16 protein-coding genes, 1 tRNA gene and 1 other RNA gene are annotated in these 23,105 nt (G+C 71.9%); 5 read left to right on the top strand and 13 right to left on the bottom strand.

Annotated elements, in window-relative coordinates:
• Positions 1–121: 121 nt before the first annotated feature.
• The 3 genes from recR to ffs form a co-directional block, all read right to left on the bottom strand.
• Positions 122–721 (bottom strand): recombination mediator RecR, encoded by a 600-nt coding sequence (gene recR, locus E9228_RS13565; protein ID WP_166781073.1) that lies wholly within the window; start codon positions 719–721, stop codon positions 122–124.
• Positions 721–3,582 (bottom strand): DNA polymerase III subunit gamma and tau, encoded by a 2,862-nt coding sequence (locus tag E9228_RS13560; protein ID WP_166781072.1) that lies wholly within the window; start codon positions 3,580–3,582, stop codon positions 721–723. Before E9228_RS13560 ends, recR begins: the two co-directional genes overlap by 1 nt.
• A gap of 96 nt (positions 3,583–3,678) precedes the next feature.
• Positions 3,679–3,775: signal recognition particle sRNA small type (gene ffs / locus E9228_RS13555), an RNA gene on the bottom strand.
• A gap of 37 nt (positions 3,776–3,812) precedes the next feature.
• Between ffs and E9228_RS13550 the strand changes: the two genes are divergently transcribed.
• The gene (locus E9228_RS13550; RefSeq protein WP_166781071.1) at positions 3,813–4,487 is read left to right on the top strand and encodes an NAD(P)H-binding protein; all 675 of its coding nucleotides are present in this window, start codon (positions 3,813–3,815) and stop codon (positions 4,485–4,487) included.
• 109 nt (positions 4,488–4,596) lie between these two features.
• Here E9228_RS13550 and E9228_RS13545 read toward each other — a convergent pair whose 3' ends face one another.
• On the bottom strand, positions 4,597–5,793 hold the full coding sequence (locus E9228_RS13545) for an acetate/propionate family kinase (RefSeq protein WP_166781070.1): 1,197 nt from the start codon (positions 5,791–5,793) through the stop codon (positions 4,597–4,599).
• A complete protein-coding gene (gene pta / locus E9228_RS13540; protein ID WP_166781069.1) occupies positions 5,790–7,919 on the bottom strand; it encodes a phosphate acetyltransferase in 2,130 nt (709 codons plus the stop codon). The genes E9228_RS13545 and pta overlap by 4 nt, the downstream gene beginning before the upstream one ends.
• 129 nt (positions 7,920–8,048) lie before the next feature.
• Here pta and E9228_RS13535 point away from each other — a divergent pair.
• Positions 8,049–8,133: transfer RNA gene (locus E9228_RS13535), tRNA-Ser, on the top strand.
• A gap of 373 nt (positions 8,134–8,506) precedes the next feature.
• Positions 8,507–9,148, top strand: coding sequence for a hypothetical protein (locus E9228_RS13530; RefSeq protein ID WP_166781068.1), 642 nt, complete (start codon positions 8,507–8,509; stop codon positions 9,146–9,148).
• A gap of 43 nt (positions 9,149–9,191) precedes the next feature.
• On the opposite strand, the gene E9228_RS13525 is transcribed toward E9228_RS13530, so the two are convergent.
• Both E9228_RS13525 and E9228_RS13520 read right to left on the bottom strand, forming a co-directional pair.
• Entirely contained in the window at positions 9,192–11,282 is a 2,091-nt protein-coding gene (locus E9228_RS13525) for a helicase HerA-like domain-containing protein (protein ID WP_166781067.1), read from the bottom strand.
• A 65-nt stretch (positions 11,283–11,347) separates the two neighbouring features.
• A complete protein-coding gene (locus E9228_RS13520; protein WP_166781066.1) occupies positions 11,348–12,604 on the bottom strand; it encodes a Bcr/CflA family efflux MFS transporter in 1,257 nt (418 codons plus the stop codon).
• 296 nt (positions 12,605–12,900) lie between these two features.
• Between E9228_RS13520 and E9228_RS13515 the strand changes: the two genes are divergently transcribed.
• Positions 12,901–13,482, top strand: a complete 582-nt coding sequence (locus tag E9228_RS13515) for a TetR/AcrR family transcriptional regulator (protein ID WP_166781065.1) — start codon at positions 12,901–12,903, stop codon at positions 13,480–13,482.
• 7 nt (positions 13,483–13,489) lie between these two features.
• Here E9228_RS13515 and E9228_RS17630 read toward each other — a convergent pair whose 3' ends face one another.
• The 5 genes from E9228_RS17630 to E9228_RS13490 all read right to left on the bottom strand — a co-directional run bounded on the left by E9228_RS17630 (position 13,490) and on the right by E9228_RS13490 (position 20,224).
• Positions 13,490–14,065 (bottom strand): substrate-binding domain-containing protein, encoded by a 576-nt coding sequence (locus E9228_RS17630; protein WP_166781064.1) that lies wholly within the window; start codon positions 14,063–14,065, stop codon positions 13,490–13,492.
• Between the two features lie 28 nt (positions 14,066–14,093).
• The gene (locus E9228_RS13505) at positions 14,094–15,479 is read right to left on the bottom strand and encodes an MFS transporter (protein WP_166781063.1); all 1,386 of its coding nucleotides are present in this window, start codon (positions 15,477–15,479) and stop codon (positions 14,094–14,096) included.
• 120 nt (positions 15,480–15,599) lie between these two features.
• A complete protein-coding gene (locus tag E9228_RS13500) occupies positions 15,600–16,745 on the bottom strand; it encodes a cystathionine gamma-synthase (RefSeq protein WP_166781062.1) in 1,146 nt (381 codons plus the stop codon).
• A gap of 112 nt (positions 16,746–16,857) precedes the next feature.
• Complete coding sequence (locus tag E9228_RS13495; RefSeq protein ID WP_166781061.1) at positions 16,858–18,222, bottom strand: cystathionine beta-synthase; 1,365 nt, start codon at positions 18,220–18,222, stop codon at positions 16,858–16,860.
• Positions 18,223–18,322: 100 nt separating this feature from the next.
• Positions 18,323–20,224, bottom strand: a complete 1,902-nt coding sequence (locus tag E9228_RS13490; protein WP_208386282.1) for an ABC transporter ATP-binding protein — start codon at positions 20,222–20,224, stop codon at positions 18,323–18,325.
• Positions 20,225–20,434: 210 nt separating this feature from the next.
• Here E9228_RS13490 and E9228_RS13485 point away from each other — a divergent pair, with 210 nt between their 5' ends.
• The gene (locus E9228_RS13485) at positions 20,435–21,847 is read left to right on the top strand and encodes an amino acid permease (protein WP_166781060.1); all 1,413 of its coding nucleotides are present in this window, start codon (positions 20,435–20,437) and stop codon (positions 21,845–21,847) included.
• 858 nt (positions 21,848–22,705) lie between these two features.
• Here E9228_RS13485 and rplL read toward each other — a convergent pair.
• Positions 22,706–23,089, bottom strand: coding sequence for a 50S ribosomal protein L7/L12 (rplL, locus tag E9228_RS13480; RefSeq protein WP_166781059.1), 384 nt, complete (start codon positions 23,087–23,089; stop codon positions 22,706–22,708).
• Between the last annotated feature and the right edge of the window lie 16 nt (positions 23,090–23,105).

The raw sequence follows: 23,105 nt of genomic DNA, 5'->3' as shown, positions 1-23,105 counted from the left end.
GGACGGTTCACCGCGACGTCACGCGGCTCGACAATCGTAGACGGTGTTCCACGGATGTTGCGTCCGAGCGGGTCGGCACGCAACGATCCCGCGCGGCTGACGGCTCCGGGGCCCTGACCGGTCAGCCGCCGACGACTCGACGACCCTCGAAGGCACGGCCGAGCGTGACCTCGTCCGCGTACTCCAGGTCGCCGCCGACGGGCAGTCCCGACGCCAGGCGCGTCGTGCGGATGCCCATCGGCACCAGCAGCCGGCTGAGGTACGTGGCGGTCGCCTCCCCCTCGAGGTTCGGGTCGGTGGCGATGATGACCTCGTCCACGGTGCCGTCGGCGAGACGCACCATCAGCTGCTGGATCCGCAGGTCGTCCGGGCCGACGCCGTCGATCGGGCTGATCGCGCCGCCGAGCACGTGGTAGAGCCCACGGAACTCGCGGGTGCGCTCGATGGCGGCGACGTCCTTCGCCTCCTCGACCACGCAGATCGTGGTCGGCGAACGACGCGGGTCACGGCAGATGCTGCACTGCACGTTCTCGGTGACGTTGCCGCAGATCTCGCAGAAGCGGACCCGCTCCTTGACGTCCGCCAGGAGCTCGGACAGACGGGTCGGGTCGAACGACTCGGTCTGGAGGATGTGGAACGCGATGCGCTGCGCCGACTTCGGACCGATGCCGGGCAGCCGTCCGAACTCGTCGATGAGGTCCTGCACGATGCCGTCGTACATCAGATGGTCCCCTCGGTCAGCGACGTCTCCTCGATGAACTGGGCGCCGAGGATCTCACGCACGACCGCCTCGCCGTACCGCCCGGGCACCGGGGTGCGCCGGACGCCGCCGGACTGGGCCGGTGCCTGGGGCGCCTGACGGGGCTGCTGCGCCGGTGCGGACGACTGCTGCTGAGCGCTCGGCTGCGGGGTGCTCCGCTGTGGGGTGCTCCGCTGCGGCGTGCTCTGCTGCGGGGCCGCCGGCTTCGACGGGCCGCGCTGGCCCGGCGCTGTCCGTCCGTGGCCGGGGTCCGGGAACGGAGCGCCGTCGTCGAAGGGCTCGTCGTCCAGCGGGTAGTCGTCGACCGGGATGGTTTCCGTCGGCTCGGGAGGCGCGGTGTCGGCCGCCGGGGTCGCTGCGGTCGTCGACTCCCCACGGCCGGCACGGGCCTGACCGCCAGGAGCGGCCCCCGTCTGCTGGGTCGGCTCAGAAGGCGTGCTGGTCCGGGCGGGCGCGGCGGGTTCGGCGGATCCGGCAGGTGCGACCTCGGCGTCCGAGGGCACGACGCCGAAGGGGGCGCCCCACGCGGGGACGACGTCCTCCGGCACGGCACCGGCGGTCGGGTCCGATGCCGGGATGGTCGCCACGGCCCACTCGGTGACCGGCCCGGCGTCGTGGGCCGGGGGCTGCTCAGGAGCCGGACGTTCGGCGGCCGGACGCTCGGCGGCTGCCGGCGACGGTGCTGCCTGCTTCGGTGCTGCCTGCTCCGGTGCTGCCTGTTCCGGTGCTGCCGGGCGCTGCGACGGCTCCTGCTCCGGCTGTTCGACCTGCTGGGGCTTCGACGCGCCCTCGGTCGGCTGCGACGGTGCGGGCTGCGCCGCTGGGGGCTGCGACGCTGCGGGCTGCGACGCTGCCGCCTGCGCGGGAGCTCGTTGGGCGGGTGCCGGCTGCGCGGGCACCGACTGCGCCTGCTGCGGTCGAGCACCAGCGGCGCCGACCGGTCCACGGGCGACGAACTTCACCCGGAAGCCCAGCAGGTCCGAGATCGCGCTCCGCACGTGCTCGCTGACGCTGGTGTCCGGGCCGCTCATCTCCTTGAACGAGGCGACGTCCTGCTGGCTCGGGAAGGTCAGGGTCAGGACGTCGTCCTTGAGCGCGGTGACCTGCGCTGTCGCCACGACCGCCCACGCCGACCGCTTGGCGCGCTGGACGTGCTCGACGATCTGCGGCCACGTGTCCCGCATCTGCTGCAGGCCGACCGGCGTGACCGAGCGGACCGCGGGCTCGGAGCCGATCACCGTGCCGACACCGGTCGACGACGGCGAGGCCTGTCCCTCGGACTCGGCGTCCGCGGCAGGCTCCGCCTCCACCGCAGGCTCGGGCCGGTGCGGGGCAGGGGCACTCGACGGAACGGCGGCGGCCCAGGAGGCCGCGGCGTCACGAGCGGCTTCGCCGGGGCCCTCGTCCGCGTGTGCGGCCGGTGTCTCGGGAGCGGCAGGCGCAGCGGCAGCAGCAGGCGCAGTGCTGACCGGGGCGGTCGGGGTGGTCCGGACCGCGGGCGTCACGGACGGCGCCGGGTTCGACGCAGCAGCCGACGACGACGCACCCTGCGGTGCGGCGGCCGGCGGCGTGACGGACTGCGGCGCGACGGACGGCGACGCGACGGCGGACGGTGCCGTCGACATGGTCTCCGGCGGGGCCTGGTGTCCGCCGGCGTCCCCGACACCGACGCGTCGCTCGAGCCGTTCGACGCGGGCGAGCGCGCCGCGCTGGGTGTCGTCGGCCTCGGGCACCAGCATGCGGGCGACCATGAGTTCGAGGTGCAGTCGGGGCGAGGTCGCGCCGGTCATCTCGGTCAGGGCCCGGTTCGCGATGTCGGCACCACGGGACAGCGCGGTGGCGCCGAACACCCCGGCCTGGCGGGACATCGTGTCGAGTTCTTCGGGTGAGACGCCACGCAGGACCGCGCCGGCGCTCTCGTTCGTGGCGGCGACGACGATCAGGTCGCGGAGTCGTTCGAGCAGGTCCTCGACGAAGCGTCGCGGGTCCTGCCCGGTCTGCACCACGCGGTCGATGGCCGAGAACGCGGACGCCGGGTCGGCCACGGCGAGCGCGTCGACGACGTCGTCGAGCAGGGCGGCGTCGGTGTACCCGAGCAGGGCGACCGCGCGCTCGTAGGCGATCGCGCCGTCTTCGCTGCCGGCCATCAGCTGGTCGAGGAGCGAGAGGGTGTCGCGGACGGACCCGCCGCCGGCTCGCACCACGAGCGGCAGGACCCCGGGTGCGACGGAGACGGACTCCTGCGCGCAGAGCTGCTCGATGTACTCGAGCATCGTGGCCGGCGGCACCAGGCGGAACGGGTAGTGGTGGGTCCGCGACCGGATCGTGCCGATGACCTTCTCGGGCTCGGTGGTGGCGAAGATGAACTTCACGTGCTCCGGCGGTTCCTCGACGAGCTTGAGGAGCGCGTTGAAGCCCTGCGGCGTGACCATGTGGGCCTCGTCGAGGATGAAGATCTTGAATCGGTCGCGCGCCGGGGCGAAGACGGCCCGGTCGCGCAGGTCACGGGCGTCGTCGACACCGTTGTGGCTGGCGGCGTCGATCTCGATGACGTCGAGGGAGCCGCTGCCGCCACGCGCGAGTTCGACGCAGCTGGGGCAGACGCCGCACGGGGTGTCGGTCGGGCCCTCGGCGCAGTTCAGGCAGCGCGCGAGGATGCGGGCGGAGGTCGTCTTGCCGCAGCCACGCGGGCCGCTGAACAGGTACGCGTGGTTGACACGGTTGGTCCGGAGCGCGGTACGGAGCGGGTCCGTCACCTGCGACTGCCCGATCAGCTCGGCGAAGTTCTCGGGCCGGTAACGGCGATACAGGGCAGTGACCACGCGACCAGGGTAGTCGGGACCGCCGACACCTCGACACCGCTCTCCACAGCCCGACCGACGGTGCTCTCCACAGGGCATGCACTCCGCAGCGGAAACGAAGAAGACTCCTCACGCACCCGCCAGAGCCCGGTTACCCTTGCTGCGTTTCCGCCCTGGGGGAGTTGGCCTGGATGGCGTCACGTGAGGAGCCGCTGAACACTCTACCGGACAGAAGGAGCAGCATCGAACCCATGAAGATCGCCATCGCAGGGGGACACGGCAAGATCGCCCTGGTCCTCGAACGCCTCATCACCGAAGCCGGTCACGACGCCATCGGCATCGTCCGGAACCCCGCGCACGTCTCCGACGTCGAGCAGACCGGTGCGCGAGCCCTCGTCGCCGACCTGGAGCAGCTGAGCGAGGAGGAGCTGGCCCTCCGACTGCGCGGCGTGGACGCGGTGGTGTTCGCCGCCGGTGCCGGACCGGGCAGCGGCGCCGAGCGGAAGCTCTCGGTGGACCGCGATGCCGCCGTGCTGCTCGCGGAGGCCGCGGTCCGTCTGGACATCGACCGCTTCGTGATGATCTCGGCGATGGGTGCCGACGCCTACGACCCGGAACGCGCGAAGCTGCCCGCGCAGAACGAGGACGACGTGTTCCAGGTCTACCTCCGCGCGAAGGCCGAGGCGGACGCGAACGTGCGGATGCGCCGGTTCCGGTGGACGATCGTCCGCCCGGGTGGGCTGCTCGACACGCCGCCGCAGGGCACGGTGACGGTCGGCCGGACGGTCCCCCGCGGGTCGATCCCCCGCGCGGACGTCGCGGCCGTCGTCCTGCACGCGCTCCTCGACGACTCGGCCGTCGGACGGCAGTTCGAGGTCACGAGCGGCGACACCCCGATCCCGGCCGCGCTCAACGCGCTCGGCTGACGGACCGCGCCGCGGGACGGACGGGAGGCCCACCACCGGTCCGGTGGCGGGCCTCCCGTCCGTCAGCGGGTCGCGCCGAGCACGACGGCGACCGACAGCACGGCGCTGGTCAGAGCGCGACCGCCGCCGACTGACGGGCGATCTCGAGCTCCTCGTCGGTCGGGATCACGAGGACCGCGACGCGGGAGGCATCGGTGGAGATGCGACGCGCCTCCTTCGAGTGGAGCTCGTTGCGGTCCGGGTCGATCTCGATGCCCAGGTGCTCGAGTCCGGCGAGCACACGTCGACGGAGCAGCGCGTTGTTCTCCCCCACGCCCGCCGTGAACACGACGGCGTCCAGCCCGCCGAGCTGGGCGGTGTAGGCGCCCACGTAGCGGCGGATGCGGTGGCGGTACACGGCGAGCGCCGCCTCCGCCGTCTCGTCGCCCTTCGTCGCGGCGTCCTGCACGTCGCGCATGTCGCCGCTGCCGGTGAGGCCGAGCAGGCCCGACTGCTTGTTGAGCATGGTGTCGAGCTCGTCGAAGGAGAGCCCGGCCTCGCGGTGCAGGTGGATGAGGACGGCGGGGTCGAGGTCGCCGGAGCGGGTGCCCATCACGAGCCCCTCGAGCGGGGTGAGCCCCATCGACGTCTCGATCGACTTCCCGCCGTCGATGGCTGCGGCGGAGGCCCCGTTGCCGAGGTGCAGGACGATCGTCTTGAGCTCCGCGAGGGGCCGGTCGAGGAAGACCGCGGCCTGTTCCGAGACGTACTTGTGGCTCGTGCCGTGCATGCCGTAGCGGCGGATCTGGTAGCGCTCGGCGAGGTCTGCCGGGATCGCGTAGGTGTACGCGTGCGGCGGCATCGTCTGGTGGAACGCGGTGTCGAAGACCGCGACGTGCGGGACGTCCGAGAAGACCTGCTTCGCGGCGCGGATCCCCTCGAGGTTCGCCGGGTTGTGCAGCGGTGCGAGGCTCGACAGGTCGTCGATCTGCTGCTCGACCTCGTCGGTGACGACGGTGGCCTGGTCGAAGCGGGTCCCGCCGTGCACGACGCGGTGGCCGACGACCGCCGGCGGGTGCTCGTCGAAGGAGGGCCCGACCTTGCTGAACGCGTCGATCATCGCCTGGAAGCCGGCAGCGTGGTCGGGGACCTCGGCGCTGTCGTTCGACGAGGTCTCCCCGGTCAGCGCGTTGGTGTGCTTCCACGATCCGCGGGACTCGCCGATGCGCTCGACGAGTCCGGACGCGAGCGTGCGCTCGTCGTCGAGCTCGATGAGCTGGTACTTGAACGAACTCGAGCCGGAGTTGACGACGAGGGCTGCACTCACGAGGGGTCGCTTTCTGTTCGGGTGGTCGGCGCTGCCGTGCCGGCCTGGATCGCGGTGATGGCGACGGTGTTGACGATGTCGCTGACGAGCGCGCCGCGGGACAGGTCGTTGATCGGCTTGCGCAGCCCCTGCAGCACCGGTCCGATCGCGACCGCACCGGCCGAGCGCTGCACGGCCTTGTACGTGTTGTTGCCGGTGTTGAGGTCCGGGAAGATGAAGACGGTGGCCTGCCCGGCGACCGCGGAGCCCGGCATCTTCGTGCTCGCGACCGTCGGGTCGGCGGCGGCGTCGTACTGGATCGGGCCCTCGACGGGCAGGTCGGGTCGACGCTCGCGGACGAAGGCGGTGCCGGCGCGGACCTTGTCGACGTCCGCACCCGACCCGCTGTCGCCGGTGGAGTAGCTGAGCATCGCGACCCGCGGCTCGATGCTGAACTGCGTCGCGGTCTCGGCGGAGGAGATCGCGATGTCGGCGAGCTGCTCACTGGTCGGGTCGGGGATCACGGCGCAGTCGCCGTAGACCAGGACCCGGTCGGCCAGGGCCATCAGGAACACGCTCGACACGATGGAGGTGTCCGGTCGGGTCTTGATGATCTCGAACGACGGCCGGATGGTGTGCGCCGTGGTGTGCTTCGCGCCGGAGACCATGCCGTCGGCCAGGCCGAGCTGCACCATGAGGGTGCCGAAGTACGACACGTCGGTGACGGTGTCGCGGGCGAGCTCGATGCTCATGCCCTTGTGGGCGCGGAGGGCCGTGTACTCCTCGGCGAACCGCTCCCGCAGCTCCGGGTCGAACGGGGAGAGCAGCTGGGCCGCGTCGAGGTCCAGGCCGAGCTCGGTCGCGCGTGCGCGGATCGCAGCCGGGTCGCCGAGGATCGTCAGGTCGCACACCTGTCGCTGCAGCAGTGTCGAAGCGGCACGGAGGATGCGGTCGTCGTCGCCCTCGGGCAGCACGATGTGCTTCCGGTGCTCGCGCGCCCGGTCGATGAGACCGTGCTCGAACATCAGCGGTGTGACCACCCCGGACGGCGTCAGCTGGAGACGGGCGAGGAGCGCTTCGGCGTCCACGTGCCGTTCGAAGAGCGCCAGGGCCAGCTCGGCCTTGCGCGGCGAGTCGGCGGCGAGACGTCCGCGCGTCTGGGTGATGCGGAGCGCCGTGTCGTAGGTGCCGAGGTCGCTCTGCGCGATCGGCAACGAGCTCGACAGTCCCTCGAGCAGCCGGGAGATCTGCGGTGCCGTCTCGAAGCCGCCGTTGAGGATCACCCCGGCGATGCTCGGGAACGTCTCCGACTCGTTGGCGAGCAGCGTGGCGATGAGGACGTCGTTGCGGTCGCCGGGGACGACGACGATGCCGCCCTCGATGAGCCGCGGCAGGACGTTCTCCATGCTCATGCCGGCGACCACGGTGCCGAGGGCCTCCCGGTCGAGGAGCGCGTCGTCGCCGCGGACCAGGGTCGCCCCGGTCGCGGCGAGGAGGGCACGCACGGTCGGGGCGACGAGGACCGCGTCCTCCGGGATCGCCCACACCGGGGCGTCCGGGTGGTGGTCGTGCACGGCGGTGGTGACGCTCGCCACGATCGACTCGAGGGCGTCCGGGTCCGCCCGGTTCACGACGACGCCGAGCAGCTGGGCGTGCTCGGCACGGAGCTCGCTCGTGGTGACGTCGGCGACCTGTGCCATGTCGTCCGCGGTGCGGGCAGCCCGTTCGGCCGAGTCGCGACCGCCGAGCACCAGGAGCACCGGTGCGCCGAGGTTCGCGGCGACCTTCGCGTTGAACGACAGCTCGGTGGGGCTGCCGACGTCGGTGTAGTCGGAGCCGAGGACGACCACCGCGTCGCAGCGACGCTCGACCTGGCCGAAGCGGGTGAGGATCGTCGCGAGGGCTGCGTCCGGGTCCGCGTGCACGTCGTCGTAGGTCACCCCCACCGCGTCGTCGTACGGGATCTCGACGGCGGTGTGCTGGAGCAGGAGCTCGAGGACGTAGTCGGGTTCGGCGACCGACCGCGCGACCGGTCGGAAGACGCCGACGCGTCCGACGGTGCGGGCGAGCGTCTCGAGCACGCCGAGTGCGACGGTGCTCTTCCCGGTGTGTCCTTCTGCTGACGTGATGTAGATGCGGGTCGACACCTGCCCCAGGGTAGCCCTCGCATGTGCACGGACCTCCGGGGCGCCCGTGAGGTCCCTGGCCGTCGCGGTGGTCGTGAGCACCCTCCCGGACCTGTACCATGGGGTGTCGTCACCGCGAGGTGACGGCTCGGAGGATTCGCCTAGTGGCCTATGGCGCACGCTTGGAAAGCGTGTTGGGTGCAAGCCCTCGGGGGTTCGAATCCCCCATCCTCCGCAGATCGAGACCGGACCCCCGCAGCGTCAGTTGCGGGGGTTCCGTCGTTCAGGGGCTTCCGTCGTTCAGGCAGGCACGTCGGCGGGAGGCACGTCGGCCGCTGGTCCCCCAGGCTGCGGACCGCCACGAACCCCGTCCACTCAGCACCGTCCGGAAAGCGGCACACACCCTGTTCCGGCGCCCGACTCTCCCCTATGCTGACCGGACCGAGCACGCCGGAGGGACCCGGTCGGCTCACCAGCATCGGACGGCACAGGCGCTGTCACGGGACCGGCGACGAGCCGCTCCCGGCGCGATCTCCGCTCCAGCGGTCGCCCCTGATCCGGGCACCTGCCGAGCGGTCCGGCGGAGTCCGGGGACGAGGAGGCCTGCCGTGGGGGCAACGACGGCGCGAGCGACACCGCTCGACACCAGCACCGCAGACGTGGTCATCCGACCGCGTGCGGCCCTCGTCCGGTCGACGGCCCTGAGCATCGGGTTCTCGGCCGTCCCGATCGCCGTCGCCGTCGTCTGGGTCGCCGTCCCGAACGGCCCCTGGCTCGTCGTCAGCGCGGTCGTCGCGCTCTTCACGGTCGGTGTCCTGGCCGTCTTCCTGCGCCTGCGCTCGTCCTTCGTCGCCGTCGACCCGGGTCGGGTCGCGATCCGTGGCGTGCTCAGCGCGCGCCGGTCGTTCTCGCGCACACAGGTGCACGAGCTGGTGCTCGCGATCACCCACGGGCCCACGGTGGACCGCACCAGTCGTGAACTCGTGGCCTTCGACGCGGCAGGTGACACCCTGTTCCGGATGCGGGGCGAGGTCTGGGGCGATGACGGCATCGACCGTCTGGTGGACGCCCTGGACGTCCGCACCATCCGGCTCGCCCGCCCGATGTCGACACGGGAGTTCACCCGCCGCTGGCCCGGCATCCGCGCCTGGTACGAGCAGCCCCGCGCCTACGTGCTCGTCGGCGGGGTGACCGCCCTTGCCGTCGGCGGGCTGCTGGTCGCCGAGGCCGTCGGGCTCGCTCGGCGCTGACGGCGACGACGGGTCCGTCCTCACGACGCCGACGGGGCCCGTCTTACCGACGTCGACGCAGCGTCGAGAAGACGCCTCGCACGACCTCCTTCGCGATGGACCGTCCGAGCGAGCTGCCCAGCGCTCCGCCGAGCAGGTCGCTCAACGGGTCCCCGTCCGAGCGGGAGGTGGACGACCTGGTCGACCGTGACGACGACCGCGACCGACGCTGTGCCGCGGCACGATCCGCCCGCTCGATGTCCCGCTGCGCCTTCTCGTACTCCGCCTGCGCGGCGGCACGCTCCCCCGCCTCGCGCTTCGCATCCGCTGCGGCCCGACGTGCCGCCTCGGCCTGGGCCTTCGCGGCTGCTCGTCCGGCGTCGGCCGCGGCGTCCGCAGCGGCCTCGGCGGCGTCGTCGGCCGCCGCCCGGGCCGCCGCGGCCTCCAGCCGACGAGCGAGCATCTCGTGCGCCGAGTCCGGGTCCGCCCGGATGCCGTAGGTCGCCAGGAGCGGCGACGCATCGACGTGTGCCCGCATCACGTCGGCGGGCATCGGGTCCATCGAGCCCCGCGGCGCCCGGAGCCGGGTCCACGCGACCGGGGTCGGCGCACCGCGCTCGTCCATCACGGTGACGATCGCTTCGCCCGTGGCCAGCGAGGTCAGCACCTGCGCCAGGTCGTAGTCGCTCGTCGGGTACGTCGACACGGCAGCACGGAGCGCCTTCGCGTCGTCCGGGGTGTGCGCGCGGAGCTGGTGCTGGATGCGCGACCCGAGCTGCGCCAGGACCTCGCTCGGCAGGTCCTCGGGGCTCTGCGTGACGAAGACGATCCCCACGCCCTTCGAACGGATGAGGCGGACCGTCCGGACGATCTGGTCGCGGAAGTCCTTCGAGGCGCCGTCGAACAGCAGGTGTGCCTCGTCGAAGAAGAACACCAGCTCCGGTCGGTCGCGGTCCCCCACCTCGGGGAGCTCGTTGAACAGGTCCGCCAGCAGCCACATCAGGAAGGTGGAGAAGACCTCGGGCCGGTCCTGCACGCCCGGCACCTCGAGCAGGCTGACGATGCCGGGGCCGTCGGGCGCCGACCGGAGGAACAGCCGGGTGTCGATCTCCGGCTCGCCGAAGAACTGGTCGGCACCGGCGTCGGCGAAGGTGATGAGTTCGCGGAGGATGACGCCCGCCGTCTGCTTCGACAGGCCGCCGAGTTCCGTCAGTTCGGCCTTGCCCTCGGCGCTGACCAGGAACGTCAGGACGCTCCGCAGGTCGGCGAGGTCCACCAGGGGGAGTCCGGACCGTTCCGCGTAGTGGAACACCAGGCCGAGTGAGGACTCCTGCGTGTGGTTCAGCCCGAGGACCTTCGCCAGCAGCAGTGGGCCGAAGCCGGACACCGTCGCCCGGATCGGCACCCCGGTCCCCTGCCCGCCCAACGAGTAGAGCTCCACCGGGACGGCCGCGGGCGACCAGTCCTGACCGATCCCCGTCGTCCGTTCGAGCAGGCGGTCGGTCGGCTCACCGGGCACCCCGAGTCCGGACAGGTCGCCCTTGACGTCGGCGGCGAAGACCGGCACCCCGGCGCTCGCGATCTGTTCGGCGAGCAGCTGCAGGGTGCGGGTCTTGCCGGTGCCCGTCGCGCCGGCCACCAGGCCGTGCCGGTTGAGCATGCCGAGCGGGATGCGGATCGGCACGTCGCGGAGCGCGTCGCCGTTCACGAGCACACCGAGTTCGAGCACGCTGCCCTCGAGCTGGTAGCCCTGCCGGACCGCGGCGACCGCGTCGGCGCCGAGTGGACCGGACACCACGGGCGGCCTCGCAGCGGGCGCTGCCGCGGCGACGGGCGCCGACCCCGCGACGGGTGCGGGCTCCGCCCCGGGTACGGGCTCCGCACCGGGTACGGGCTCCGCACCGGGTACGGGCTCCGCACCGGGCGCAGGCTCCGCATCGGGCGCGAGCGGAGCCTCCGCCCCGGTCGGGGCCGGCGACCGCACGACCGCCGGTTCGGCGTCGGACGTGAGCGGCGCCTCCGGCCCGGGACGCAACGCGGCCGCGAGCTCGTCCGCCCGCCGTACCGCGTCCTCGGCCAACCGCACCGCTTCGTCCGCTGCCGCCCGCGCAGCGACCGCCGCTGCCCGGGCCTGCTCCACCGCGTCGTCGTCCATGCGGCACAGCCTAGGGACGCACCGGTGCCCCGTCCGGAGCAGTGGCAGACCTGTGGAGAACCCGGTCAGTGCGACAGCGCCGGCACCGTTCGCGGACGCACCACGACCCAGAGGACCAGGATCGCGACGGCCGCCGTGCAGCCCATCACGAGTGCCATCGGGGTCGCGGTCGAGATGCCGAGGAGCCCGACGACCGGGGAGATGATCCCCGCCACACCGAAGTTCAGCGCGCCGAGGAGCGAGGCGGCGGTCCCGGCCTCCTTCCCGTGGGAGGCGAGGCCGATCACCTGCACGAGCGGGAACGAGAACCCGCATGCGGCGATGTAGAACCAGAGCGGGACGAGGACTCCGACGAGCCCGGCGCCGAGCTGGTCGAGCACCACGATGGCCAGGGCGGCGAGGAAGAGGGTCGCCGTCGAGCACGCCAGGATCCACTGCGGTCCGACCCGCTGCGCCAGCCGGGAGGAGATCTGCACCCCGAGCACGACGCCGACGGAGTTCACCGCGAACAGCAGGCCGTACTGCTGCGGATCGAGCCCGAACACCCCCTGGAACAGGAACGGCGACGCGCTGAGGTACGAGAACAGCCCGCTGAACACCATCGCACCGATGAGGGCGACACCGACGAAGATCCGGTCCGAGAAGAGCGCCTTGTAGCGCTGCCCGATGGTGGAGTGTCCGGCCTCCTGGCGGCGCTCCTTCGGCAGGGTCTCGACGATGAGCAGGATCGACGCGATCACGACGGCGGTGCCGTAGCAGGCGAGGAACACGAAGATGCCGCGCCACGAGACGAACCGGAGCATCTGCGAGCCGATGAGCGGTGCGAGGATCGGCGCCAACCCGTTCACCATCGCCAGACGCGAGAGCATCCGGACGAGCGGTTTGCCGCCGAACAGGTCGCGGACCGTCGCCATCGCGACGACACCGCCGGCCGCGGCTCCCATGCCCTGCAGGACGCGGAACACGGCGAGGACCTCGACGTTCGGCGCGAGGGCGGCGCAGATCGACGCGGCGACGTGCACGCTGGTCGCGATGATGAGCGGCAGTCGGCGACCGACCTTGTCACTCCACGGGCCGACGAGCAGCTGGCCGATCGCGAAGCCGATGGTGGTCGCCGTGAGGGTGAGCTGCACCGCTCCCGCGGAGATGCCGAGGTCGCGCTCGAGCGACGGGAACGCGGGCAGGTAGAGGTCGATGGTGAACGGCCCGAGCGCGGTGAGCGCGCCGAGCACGAAGACGTAGACCAGGCGCTGGGCACGGGTCAGCGAATCGCCGGGGTGCAGGACGGTCTTGTGGGAACCGGTGGTCGCGGGCGCGGACACGAGGAGTCCTCCGAAGGGGGGAGAAGAAGAGGGGATCGGCCGCTCGAATCGATTCGGTCCGTTCCGTCATGGTACGGGTTCGTCCGGAGGGCGGACAACCGTCGGTCGGGACGGTCCGCGCTCCACGGACCGACCTCGTCCTGCACCGTCGTCCTCGCCTTCGGACCACGGCCGGGAGGCCCGTCCTCCGTCCCCGACGGACGGTGCGGCGGACGCGTGGCCGGGCCGGACGGTGCGGTACCGTCGGACTCCCGACCCGCGCACGTCGCGGGACCGAACGAGATGGGAGGAGCGTCATGGTCGACGCTCGGATCCTGCACACCACGGCCGCGCTCCGCGAGGCCGTCCTGCGCCTCGCCGCCGACCGTCCGGTCTCGCAGATCACGGTCGCCGACGTCACCCGCGCGGCCGGCATCAACCGGGCGACGTTCTACTCGCACGCGGTCTCCCCCGGCTCGCTGCTCGCCGACGTCCTGACACCCGAACTCGACCGGATCCGTGAGGACGACGCCGACGCCCGACGCGCCGCCGTCGAGCACGGTGCCGGCCCGGACGAACTCGCGGCCATCACCCGGCGCGGCATCAACGCCGTCGTCGACCACGTGACGGCCCACCGCGAGATCTACGCACTCGCGCTCCCCGACACCGCCGACGCCTCGTTGCACCGCCTGCTCGTCGACCACTTCACGGTGTCGAGCGCGATGCACATCCGCGGCCTCGACCCCGCCGTGAAGCCGGAGATCATCGACGAGGTCGCCGCCGGTTTCGTGGCCCAGGGGTTCGTCGGTGCGATCGAGGCCTGGCTCGGCGGTCCGCGGCGCTCCCGCAAGGCCCTGGTCGAGACGATCACCCGGTCGTTCCCGGCCTGGTGGAGCTGACCCGCCCCTACTGCTCCGTGGGTTCCTCGCCGCGCTGCAGCGAGGTCACCATCTCGATCGCCCGGCTGACCAGCTGCGCGTCGGAGTCGCCACCGTCGAGCCGGTAGTCCGAGGACAGCCCGTCGTTGCCACCACCGGACGACGGCAGCGGACCGTCCAGCGCCACCACGACGACCCCGGCGTCGTGCGCGGTGCGGAGTTCGCTCCGGAGCGTCGACGGGTCCGCGGCACGGACGAGCAGTGCTTTCGCGCCGGTCTGCACCAGGTCGCGGACCGCCGACCGCTGCCGGGCGGCCTCATCGGCACCGGCGACACGGATGTCCGGCCGGAAGCCCGCCGCCGTCAGCTCCTCGCGGAACCGGGTCGCCAACGAACGGCCGTCCCCGGAGTCGCCGGGCGTCGCCGCGTCCCCGGTCAGGACGACACCGATCACCGCGTTCTCGGCGAAGCCACCGTCGGAACTCGTCAGGTCGGTGCTCCGGACGGGCGTCGGGGCGGCGGTGGTCGTCCCGGTGCAACCGGACACCACGACCGTCAACGCCGCGAGTGCGGCGGTCAGGACGGCAGCTGCGGTGCGGCGCACGGTTCCTCCTCGTTCCGGGTCTGTCAGGCTACCCGCCCGACAGCGGCGGCGGCGGGACGGCACCGAGGCGACGCACGGCGACGATCCCCACGAGGGCGATCAGGGTCATCGCCGCGAAGACGAGCGTGAAGGCGACCGGTTCGTCCCGTCCGCCCGCCGCCGTGAAGAGCAGTCCGGCGACGGCCAACCCGACCACGCTCCCCGATGCGTCGGCGATCGTCAGGGCGGAACTCGCGAACCCGTCGTCGCCCTCGCGGGAGAACCGCAGCGTCAGCATCGACGTCCGCGGGTACGCGACGCCCATGCCCGCACCACCGACGAACCACCCGGCGACCAGGACGCCGGCGGGCAGGTCGAACACCGCCACCGCGAGCGCCGCCAGCAGGCTCACCAGGACCAGCGCCAGGCCGACGCCGAACGCACGGGCGGCGGGCAGTCGGGTCTCGCCGAGTCGGCCGTGCGCCCAGCTCGCCGACGCCCAGCTCAGCGCCGCGACGGTGAGGGCGAGTCCGGCGGTCGAGGCACGCAACCCGTGCTGTGCCTGCAGCAGGAACGGGACGTACGCCTCGCTGCCGAAGAACCCCGCCGCCAGGACGCCGCGGAGCAACACGACCGACGGCAGACCGGGGCCACCCGTGAAGGTCCGCCGCGGCAGCAGCGGCCGGAGCGCGGCCCATGCGCCGACCAGCCCCACCACGACGGCGACCACCCGGACCGGTCCGGGCAGGTCCGGTGCCGTGTTGAGCAGCAGCACCGCGGTGGCGGCGCCGACCGACCACCCGATCCGCGCACCTTGCCATGGTGGGCGTGCCTCCCGGAGGGGCGGGTGCAGACGGCGGAGCGTCGGGACCAGGCACGCGAACGCGACCACCGCGATGCCGAGTGCACCGGCGAAGACCCAGTGCCAGCCGAAGGCGTCGGTGACGATGCCCGCGAGCGCCGGACCGATGAGCGCCGGGACGACCCAGGCGGCGGCGAACCCGGCGAACACCGAGCCGTGGAGCTCGGCGGGGAAGACCCGTGCGACGAGGACGTAGAGCACGACGTCGATCGCGCCCGCGCCGAACCCCTCGACCAGGCGACCGGCGAGGAACACCGGCATGGTCGGGGCGAGCATCACGATCGCCGTGCCCGTCGCGAAGAAGGCGGCGGACACCCACGCGACGATCCGGCCGCCAGCCCGGTCGGCCCAGTTGCCCGCCAGGACCATGCCCGGCACGCCGGCCGCGAGCGGCGCCGCGAAGCTCAGGGAGTACAGCCGCTCACCGTGCAGGTCGGCGGCGATCACCGGCATGATCGTCGTCATCGCCAGGTTCTGGAAGGCCGAGACCGCCACGATCGCGATCATGCCCATCGTGGCCACGAGGTGTCGGCGCTCGAAGATGCTCGGCCGCGTCGCCGTCGTGGAGGTCACCCGTTCATCGTAGGACGCCGAGCGCCGGGCCCGTCCGACCCGTGCTCCGTGGTCGTGATCCTGGCGCTGGCGCTGGCGCTGGCCCGCAGCCGGGCCGCGGCCGTGACTACGGGCCGGGGCTCAGCGCTCGAGCGCCTGCTGCACGTCCGCGACCAGGTCCCCGACGTCCTCGATGCCGACCGACAGCCGGACGACGTTCTCGGGGACGGCGAGCTCGGTGCCCTTGACCGAGGCGTGCGTCATCTCGCTCGGGTACCCGATGAGCGACTCGACCCCGCCGAGCGACTCCGCCAGCGCGAACAGCTCGGTCGACTCCGCGAACCGCTTCGCCGCCTCGGCACCACCGGCGAGCGCCACCGACAGCATGCCGCCGAAGCCACGCATCTGCTTCGCGGCGACGTCGTGTCCCGGGTGCTCCGGCAGGCCCGGGTAGTAGACGTGCTCGACGGCCGGGTGGGCGAGGAGGGCCTCGGCGACGGTCTGCGCGTTGGTGGAGTGCCGCTGCATGCGGACGCTGAGGGTCTTGATGCCGCGGATCGTCAGCCACGCGTCGAACGGTGACGAGATCGCACCGCCGCCGAACTGCACGAACGCGACCTTCTCGGCGAGCTCCGCGTCGCGGAGGACGACGGCGCCGCCGACCACGTCCGAGTGACCGCCGAGGTACTTCGTCGTCGAGTACACGACGACGTCGGCGCCCAGCGCGATCGGCTGCTGCAGGGCGGGCGAGGCGAAGGTGTTGTCGACGACGACCAGGGCGCCGGCCTCGTGTCCGATCGCGGCGAGGGTCTCGATGTCGGCGATCTTCATGAGCGGGTTCGTCGGGGTCTCGACCCACAGCACGGTCTTCGCGGGGCTGTCGGCGAGCGCGGCGCGGACGCGGTCCGGGTCGCTCATCTCCACCGTCACGAGTTCGATGCCCCACGGCACGTGCAGGCGGTTCGCCAGCCGGTGGGTGCCGCCGTAGACGTCGTTGCCCATCACGATCCGGGCACCGGGCTCCAGGTAGGCGCGGAGCAGTGCGTCCTCACCCGCCAGACCGGACGAGAACGAGTAGGCCGCGACGCCGCCGTCCAGGTCGGCGAGGAGCGTCTGCAACGAGTCACGCGTCGGGTTGCCGGACCGCGAGTACTCGTACCCGCCGCGCAGACCGCCGATGCCGTCCTGCACGTAGGTGGAGGTCAGGTAGAGGGGCGGGATCACGGCGCCGGTGGGGCCGTCCGGCTCCTGGCCGGCGTGGATGGCGCGGGTGCTGAACTCGGTCATGTCGCGGGTGCCCCTTCCGGGAGGCTCGGTGCGGTCTGGGTGGGTCGGCTCGCGGTGGCCGACGGTACCGGGTGCTCTGCGGCGGGCTCGGTCGACGCCGGCCGGGCCGCCGTCACTCGGAGAGGTAGGTGAGGAGGTCGTGGCGGGTGAGGACCGTGACCGGCTTGCCGTCGCCGACGACGAGCAGGGCGTCCGCCCCCTCGAGGGCCTTGCGGGCGGCTGCGAGCGACTCCCCGATGCCGATCAACGGCAGCGGGTCGCCGACGAACGGCGTGAGCGCGTCGGCCATGCCCGCGGCGCCGGTGAAGACCTGGCCGAGCAGGGCCTTCTCCTCGACCGCACCGACGACCTCGCCCATCACGACGGGCGGTTCGGCGCTGAGGACGGGCATCTGCGAGACGCCGTACTTCGTCATGATGTCGATGACGTCGCGGATGGTGTCCGAGGGGTGGGCGTGCACGAGGTCGGGCAGACGGCCGTCCTTGCCGGCGATGAGGTCGCCGACGGAGCGTTCGTCGTCGGTCTCGGCGAAGCCGTACGAGCGCATCCACCGGTCGTTGAAGATCTTGCCGAGGTACCCGCGGCCGCCGTCCGGGAGCAGGACCACGACGACGTCGTCCTCGGACAACGACTCGGCGGCGCGCAGCGCGGCCACCACGGCCATGCCGCTCGACCCACCGACGAGCAGGCCTTCTTCGCGAGCGAGCCGCCGCGTCATCGCGAACGAGTCGGCGTCCGAGACGGCGATGATCTCGTCCGGCACGCCGGCGTCGTAGGCGTCCGGCCAGAAGTCCTCGCCGACGCCCTCCACCAGGTAGGGGCGACCGGTGCCGCCGGAGTAGACGGAGCCCTCCGGGTCGGCGCCGACGATCCGGACCCGACCGTCGGAGGCTTCCTTGAGGAACCGGCCGGTGCCGGAGATCGTGCCGCCGGTGCCGACCCCCGCGACGAAGTGCGTGAGCTGCCCCTCGGTGTCCCGCCAGATCTCGGGACCCGTGGTCTCGTAGTGGCTGCGCGGCCCGTTCGGGTTGGCGTACTGGTTCGGCTTGTAGGCCCCGGGGATCTCGCGCACCAGCCGGTCGGACACGGAGTAGTAGGACTCCGGGTCCTCCGGGGCGACGGCGGTCGGGGTGACGACGATCTCGGCGCCGTACGCGGTGAGGACGTTCCGCTTGTCCTCGCCGACCTTGTCGGGGAGGACGAACACGCACCGGTACCCGCGCTGCTGGGCGACCAGCGCCAGACCGACACCGGTGTTGCCGGAGGTCGGCTCGACGATGGTGCCGCCGGGACGCAGGTCGCCGGAGGCCTCGGCCGCGTCGATGATCCGCGTCGCGATGCGGTCCTTCGACGACCCACCCGGGTTCAGGTACTCGACCTTGACCAGGACGGTGGCCCGGATGCCCTCGGTGACACGGTTCAGCTTGACCAGCGGGGTGTCGCCGACCAGGTCGACGACGGAGTTCGCGTAACGCACCCGACGAGTCTAGGTGGCGGTCCTGCCTGTGCGACGTCCGACGACGGATGCTCAGCAGGCCCCCATCGTGACCCCGCTCCGTCTGGTCCGTCCTCCGGCGTCAGGCGCGACCGGCGACCACCGGATCGCTCTGTTGCTCGTGCAGGGTCGAGTACGTCCCGCCGAGTGCGAGGAGTTCGTCGTGCGTGCCCTGCTCGGTGATCTGCCCGTGGTCGAGGACGAAGATCACGTCCGCATCCCGGATCGTCGACAGCCGGTGCGCGATGGAGATGGTCGTCCGCCCCCGGGCAGCGGTGTCGAGCGCCGCCTGCACGACGCGCTCCGAGATCGAGTCGAGGGCACTCGTCGCCTCGTCGAGGACGAGGACGGGCGGGTCCTTGAGCAGGACGCGGGCGATCGCGATGCGCTGCTTCTCGCCGCCGGAGAGCCGGTAGCCCCGCTCCCCCACGATCGTGTCGTAGCCGTCCGGGAACGACGCGATCGTCTCGTGGATGTTCGCCGCCCGTGCCGCACGCTCGAGTTCGGCGTCCGTCGCGTCCGGCTTGGCGTAGCGCAGGTTGTCACCGATCGACGAGTGGAACAGGTACGTCTCCTGGCTGACGATGCCGATGTGCGCCATCAGGTCGTCGTGCTCGATGTCCCGCACGTCCTGCCCCGCGAACCGCACGGAACCCGCCGTCGCCTCGTAGAGCCTCGGGACCAGGTACGAGATCGTGGTCTTGCCCGCACCGGAGGGTCCGACGAACGCCGCGAACTGCCCCGGCTGCAACTCGAACGAGACGCCGCGAAGGGTCGGCTTGTCCGGCTCGCCGTCGGGGTAGGCGAAGGAGACGTCGTCGAACGCCACGTGCCCGACGCGTCGTTCGTCGACGGGCTTCGCCGTGGCGGAGTCCGTGATCGCCGGCTTCAGGTCGAAGTACTCGAAGATGCGGGCGAACAGGGCGCCCGAGGTCTGCAGGTCGAGGACGACCCGCAGCAGTCCGACCGTCGGGAACAGCAGCCGGGACTGCACGGTCGTGAACGCCACGATGGTGCCGGCGGTGATCGGGACCCCGCCCTCGATCAGGTACGCGGCGACCAGGTAGATCACCGCGGGGATGATCGACAGGAAGATCGACACGATCGCGAAGAACCACTGACCGGACATCTGCTGGCGCACCTGCAGGCCGATCTGGTTGCGGTTCTCGTCACCGTAACGGTGGATCTCGCTGCGCTGCTGGTTGAAGCTCTTCGCGAGCAGGATCCCCGACACGCTCAGGGTCTCCTGCGTGATGGACGTCATGTCGGACAACGACTCCTGGGTCTGCGCGGCGATCCGCGCGCGGACCTTGCCGACCTTCCGCTGCGCGATGACGAGCAACGGCAGGAGCACGACGGCCACGAGGGTCATCTGCCAACTCAGCAACAGCATCGCGACGACGGCGGCGATCACGGTCACGGTGTTGCCGAGCACCGAGGAGATCGTGTTGTTCAGCACGCTGGCGACACCGCCGACGTCGTTCTGCAACCGGCTCTGGATCACGCCGGTCTTCGTCCGCGTGAAGAACGCGAGTTCCATCCGCTGCAGGTGTCCGAAGAGCCGCATCCGCATCGCACCCATGACCTTGTTGCCGACCGTGGCGGTCAGGTAGGTCTGCCAGACGCCGATGCCGGCGTTGAGGATCCACAGGCCGATCATGGCGCCGACGAGCACGGCGAGCACCGGCACGTCCGGTCGTCCGCCGGGCGGGAACAGTCCGCGGTCGAACGCCTGCTGGGTCAGCAGCGGCGGGATCACCGAGATGGCCGCGCCGATGAGCACGAGGACGACGGTCAGGCCGATCGAGCGTCGGTGTGGGACGAAGAGCCCGGCGATGCGTCGGAGCAGGTGCGGGATCCGGGGCGCTTCCGCGTTCGCCGCACGCTGCGCGTCCGGGTCGCCACTCGAGATCCGGCCTCGGCCGTGCCCGCCGCCGGGCCCGCCACCACCACGCATCCCGCCGCCACCGGCGACGGAGCCCATCTGACTCATCGACACCCTCTCCACGCCTCGCGGCGTCGTCCTCGCACGAATGTACGCCCGCGGACCGACCCGGCCCGACCCGTTCGCCGAGGGCTGTGGACAGAGGTGATCCGTGCCTCCCGTGTGGAGGAGCGGACGGGACCGGTTTGGACCCCGTCCGGGGGCCGTGGGACGATGACCCGTCCCCCGCTCGTGCCCCCGTGAGGTCCCATGTCGTCCGCGCCGTCACTCGCCCATCAGCTCCTCCGGCGGAAGCCCGTGGACCAGCTCCGATCCGAGGCCGCGGAGGGCGTCGACGGGCAGCCGCTCCGCCGGACCCTGGGCGTGTGGCACCTGACGATGATCAGCGTCGGGGCCACCCTGGGGACCGGGATCCTGGTCGTCCTCGGCACCGCCGTCCCGCTCGCCGGGCCCGCCGTCTGGATCTCGTTCGTCCTCGCCGGCGTCGCCGCGCTGCTGTCGGCACTGTCGTACGCCGAGATGGCCGGAGCGGTCCCCACCTCCGGGTCGAGCTACTCCTACACGTACGCGACCATGGGCGAGGGCATCGCCTGGGTCTGCGGGTGGTGTCTCGTCCTCGAGTACGCGGTGTCGGTCGCCGCCGTCGCGGTCGGAGCGAGCGAGTACGTCGACGAGACCCTGCGCGTGTTCGGGCTGCACCTGCCGGCCGTGCTCTCCGCGCCTCCGGGCGACGGCGGTCTCGTGAACCTGCCGGCCGCCGCGCTCGTCCTCGTGGCCATGCTCGTCCTGCTGCCCGGGGCGAAGGAGAGCGCCTGGGTGAACACGCTCATGGTGCTCGTGAAGATCGCGTTGCTCGTGTTCTTCGTCATCGTGGCGTTCTCGGCGTTCCGGATCGGGAACTTCGAGCCGCTCGCGCCGATGGGTGCCGCGGGCGTGAGTGCGGCTGCCTCCCGACTGTTCTTCTCGTACATCGGGTTCGATGCCGCATCCACCGCCGGCGAGGAGGCGAAGAACCCCCGCCGCGACCTGCCGCGCGCGATCATCGGGTCGATCGCCCTCATCACCGCGCTCTACATCCTGGTCGCCGTCGCCGCGATCGGTGCCCGGTCGTGGACGTCGTTCTCCGCCGACGAGGCCTCGCTCGTCCGGATCGTCGTCGACGTCACCGGGGAGCCGGTCGTCGCGCTCGTGTTCTCGATCGGCGCCGTCATCGCGATCGCCAGCGTCGTCCTGACCGTGCTCTACGGCCAGACCCGCATCCTGCTCACGATGGCGCGTGACGGTCTCGTGCCGAAGGTGTTCGGGCGGGTGTCACCGCGCACCGGGACCCCGATCGCGAACACCCTCATCGTCGGCATCGTGGTCACGATCGTGGCGGCGCTCGTCCCCCTCGGCGAACTCGCCGACGCCACGAGCATCGGCACACTCATCGCGTTCGCGCTCGTGAACATCTCGGTGATCGTGCTCCGTCGCACCCAGCCGGACCTGGAACGGTCGTACCGCGTGCCGTTCTTCCCGGTGGTGCCGGTCCTCGGCGTCCTGTTCTGCCTGTTCCTGGCGGTGACGCTCGGTGCGGGCACGTGGATCGCCTTCGGCATCTGGATGGTCGTCGGCGCAGTGCTGTACGTGGCCTACGGCCGCCGCCACAGCACGCTCGCGTAGCGCCCCGCCGCGGGCGGGCGGGCCCGGCGCCGAGCCTCGGCCGGGCGGACATTTTGCGGCGGCTGGCGCACGGAAAGTGTCCGCTGAGGCGAGCCTCGCTTCCCCGCCGGCTGCTGTGGAGAACGGCGTCAGTGCACCGGAACCGGCGGGGAGGCCCGCACCGCGTCCGGCAGCGCGAGCCTCGGTTCCATGGAGATCACCGAGCCGACCCTGCTCCGCGCCGTGACGGCGGTGTTGGTCGCGACCACGTCTGACCCGAGCACCGCCGCCGTGGCGATCGACCACGCCGTCCGCAACGGGTCCGTCGACCCGGCGTCCCTCCAGCTCGCTCTCCCCGAAGCGCCAGCCCGCTGGTCGCGTCGCGCTCGGCTCGTCGTTGCGGCTCTCGATGCACGGCACGAGTCAGTCGGCGAGTCCTCCACCGCAGTCCGCCTGGTCGAGCTCGGCGTCGGTCCGGCCCAGCCGCAGTACGAGTTCCGGTCACCGGACGGCACCCTCCGACGGGTCGACTTCTGGATCCCCTCGCTCGGTGTCGTCCTCGAGTTCGACGGGCAGCAGAAGTACGTCGACCCCACGATGCTCGCGGGCCGCGATGCAGCGCAGGTCCTCTGGCAGGAGAAGATCCGCGAGGACCAACTCCGCGCCCTGCCGGGAGTCCGCACGGTGATCCGTGTCACCTGGTGGTACCTCGCCGACCCCGAGCGACTCCGCACTCCTCCGACAGCACGGCATCCGCGTCTGAGGCGGAGCAGCAGCGCCGAGGCTCGGCGCCCGCGGTCCGCCCGCGGCCGCGCGCCCCGCACACGACGAAGGCCGCCGCCCCGAGGGGCAGCGGCCTTCGTGACCAGAAGGTCAGACTCAGACGAGCTCGACGGTGGCGCCGGCGGCCTCGAGCGAAGCCTTGGCCTTGTCGGCGGTCTCCTTGTTGGCGCCCTCGAGCACCTTGGCGTCGGCGGTCTCGACGAGGGCCTTGGCCTCGCCCAGGCCGAGCGACGTGAGGCTGCGGACCTCCTTGATGACCTGGATCTTCTTGTCACCGGCCGACTTGAGCACGACGTCGAACTCGGTCTTCTCCTCGACCTCCTCGGCGGGGGCAGCAGCGCCACCGGCCGCGGCGACCGCGACGGGGGCAGCAGCGGTGACCTCGAAGACCTCTTCGAACTTCTTCACGAAGTCAGAGAGCTCGATGAGCGTGAGCTCCTTGAAGGCCTCGATGAGCTCGTCCTGCGAAAGCTTCGCCATGATTTTCTCCTACTAC

The organism is Curtobacterium salicis, from assembly GCF_011759505.1.
In the GTDB taxonomy this organism is placed as follows: Bacteria; Actinomycetota; Actinomycetes; order Actinomycetales; family Microbacteriaceae; genus Curtobacterium; species Curtobacterium salicis.
This window is presented reverse-complemented; position numbering and strand designations above follow the sequence as displayed.

Coding starts and splice junctions, on each gene's coding strand:
- E9228_RS13500 (WP_166781062.1), bottom strand. CDS start 16,745: ATGACCGAGTTCAGCACCCGCGCCATCCACGCCGGCCAGGAGCCGGAC.
- E9228_RS13525 (WP_166781067.1), bottom strand. CDS start 11,282: ATGGACGACGACGCGGTGGAGCAGGCCCGGGCAGCGGCGGTCGCTGCG.
- E9228_RS13490 (WP_208386282.1), bottom strand. CDS start 20,224: ATGGGCTCCGTCGCCGGTGGCGGCGGGATGCGTGGTGGTGGCGGGCCC.
- recR (WP_166781073.1), bottom strand. CDS start 721: ATGTACGACGGCATCGTGCAGGACCTCATCGACGAGTTCGGACGGCTG.
- E9228_RS13515 (WP_166781065.1), top strand. CDS start 12,901: ATGGTCGACGCTCGGATCCTGCACACCACGGCCGCGCTCCGCGAGGCC.
- rplL (WP_166781059.1), bottom strand. CDS start 23,089: ATGGCGAAGCTTTCGCAGGACGAGCTCATCGAGGCCTTCAAGGAGCTC.
- E9228_RS13550 (WP_166781071.1), top strand. CDS start 3,813: ATGAAGATCGCCATCGCAGGGGGACACGGCAAGATCGCCCTGGTCCTC.
- E9228_RS13485 (WP_166781060.1), top strand. CDS start 20,435: ATGTCGTCCGCGCCGTCACTCGCCCATCAGCTCCTCCGGCGGAAGCCC.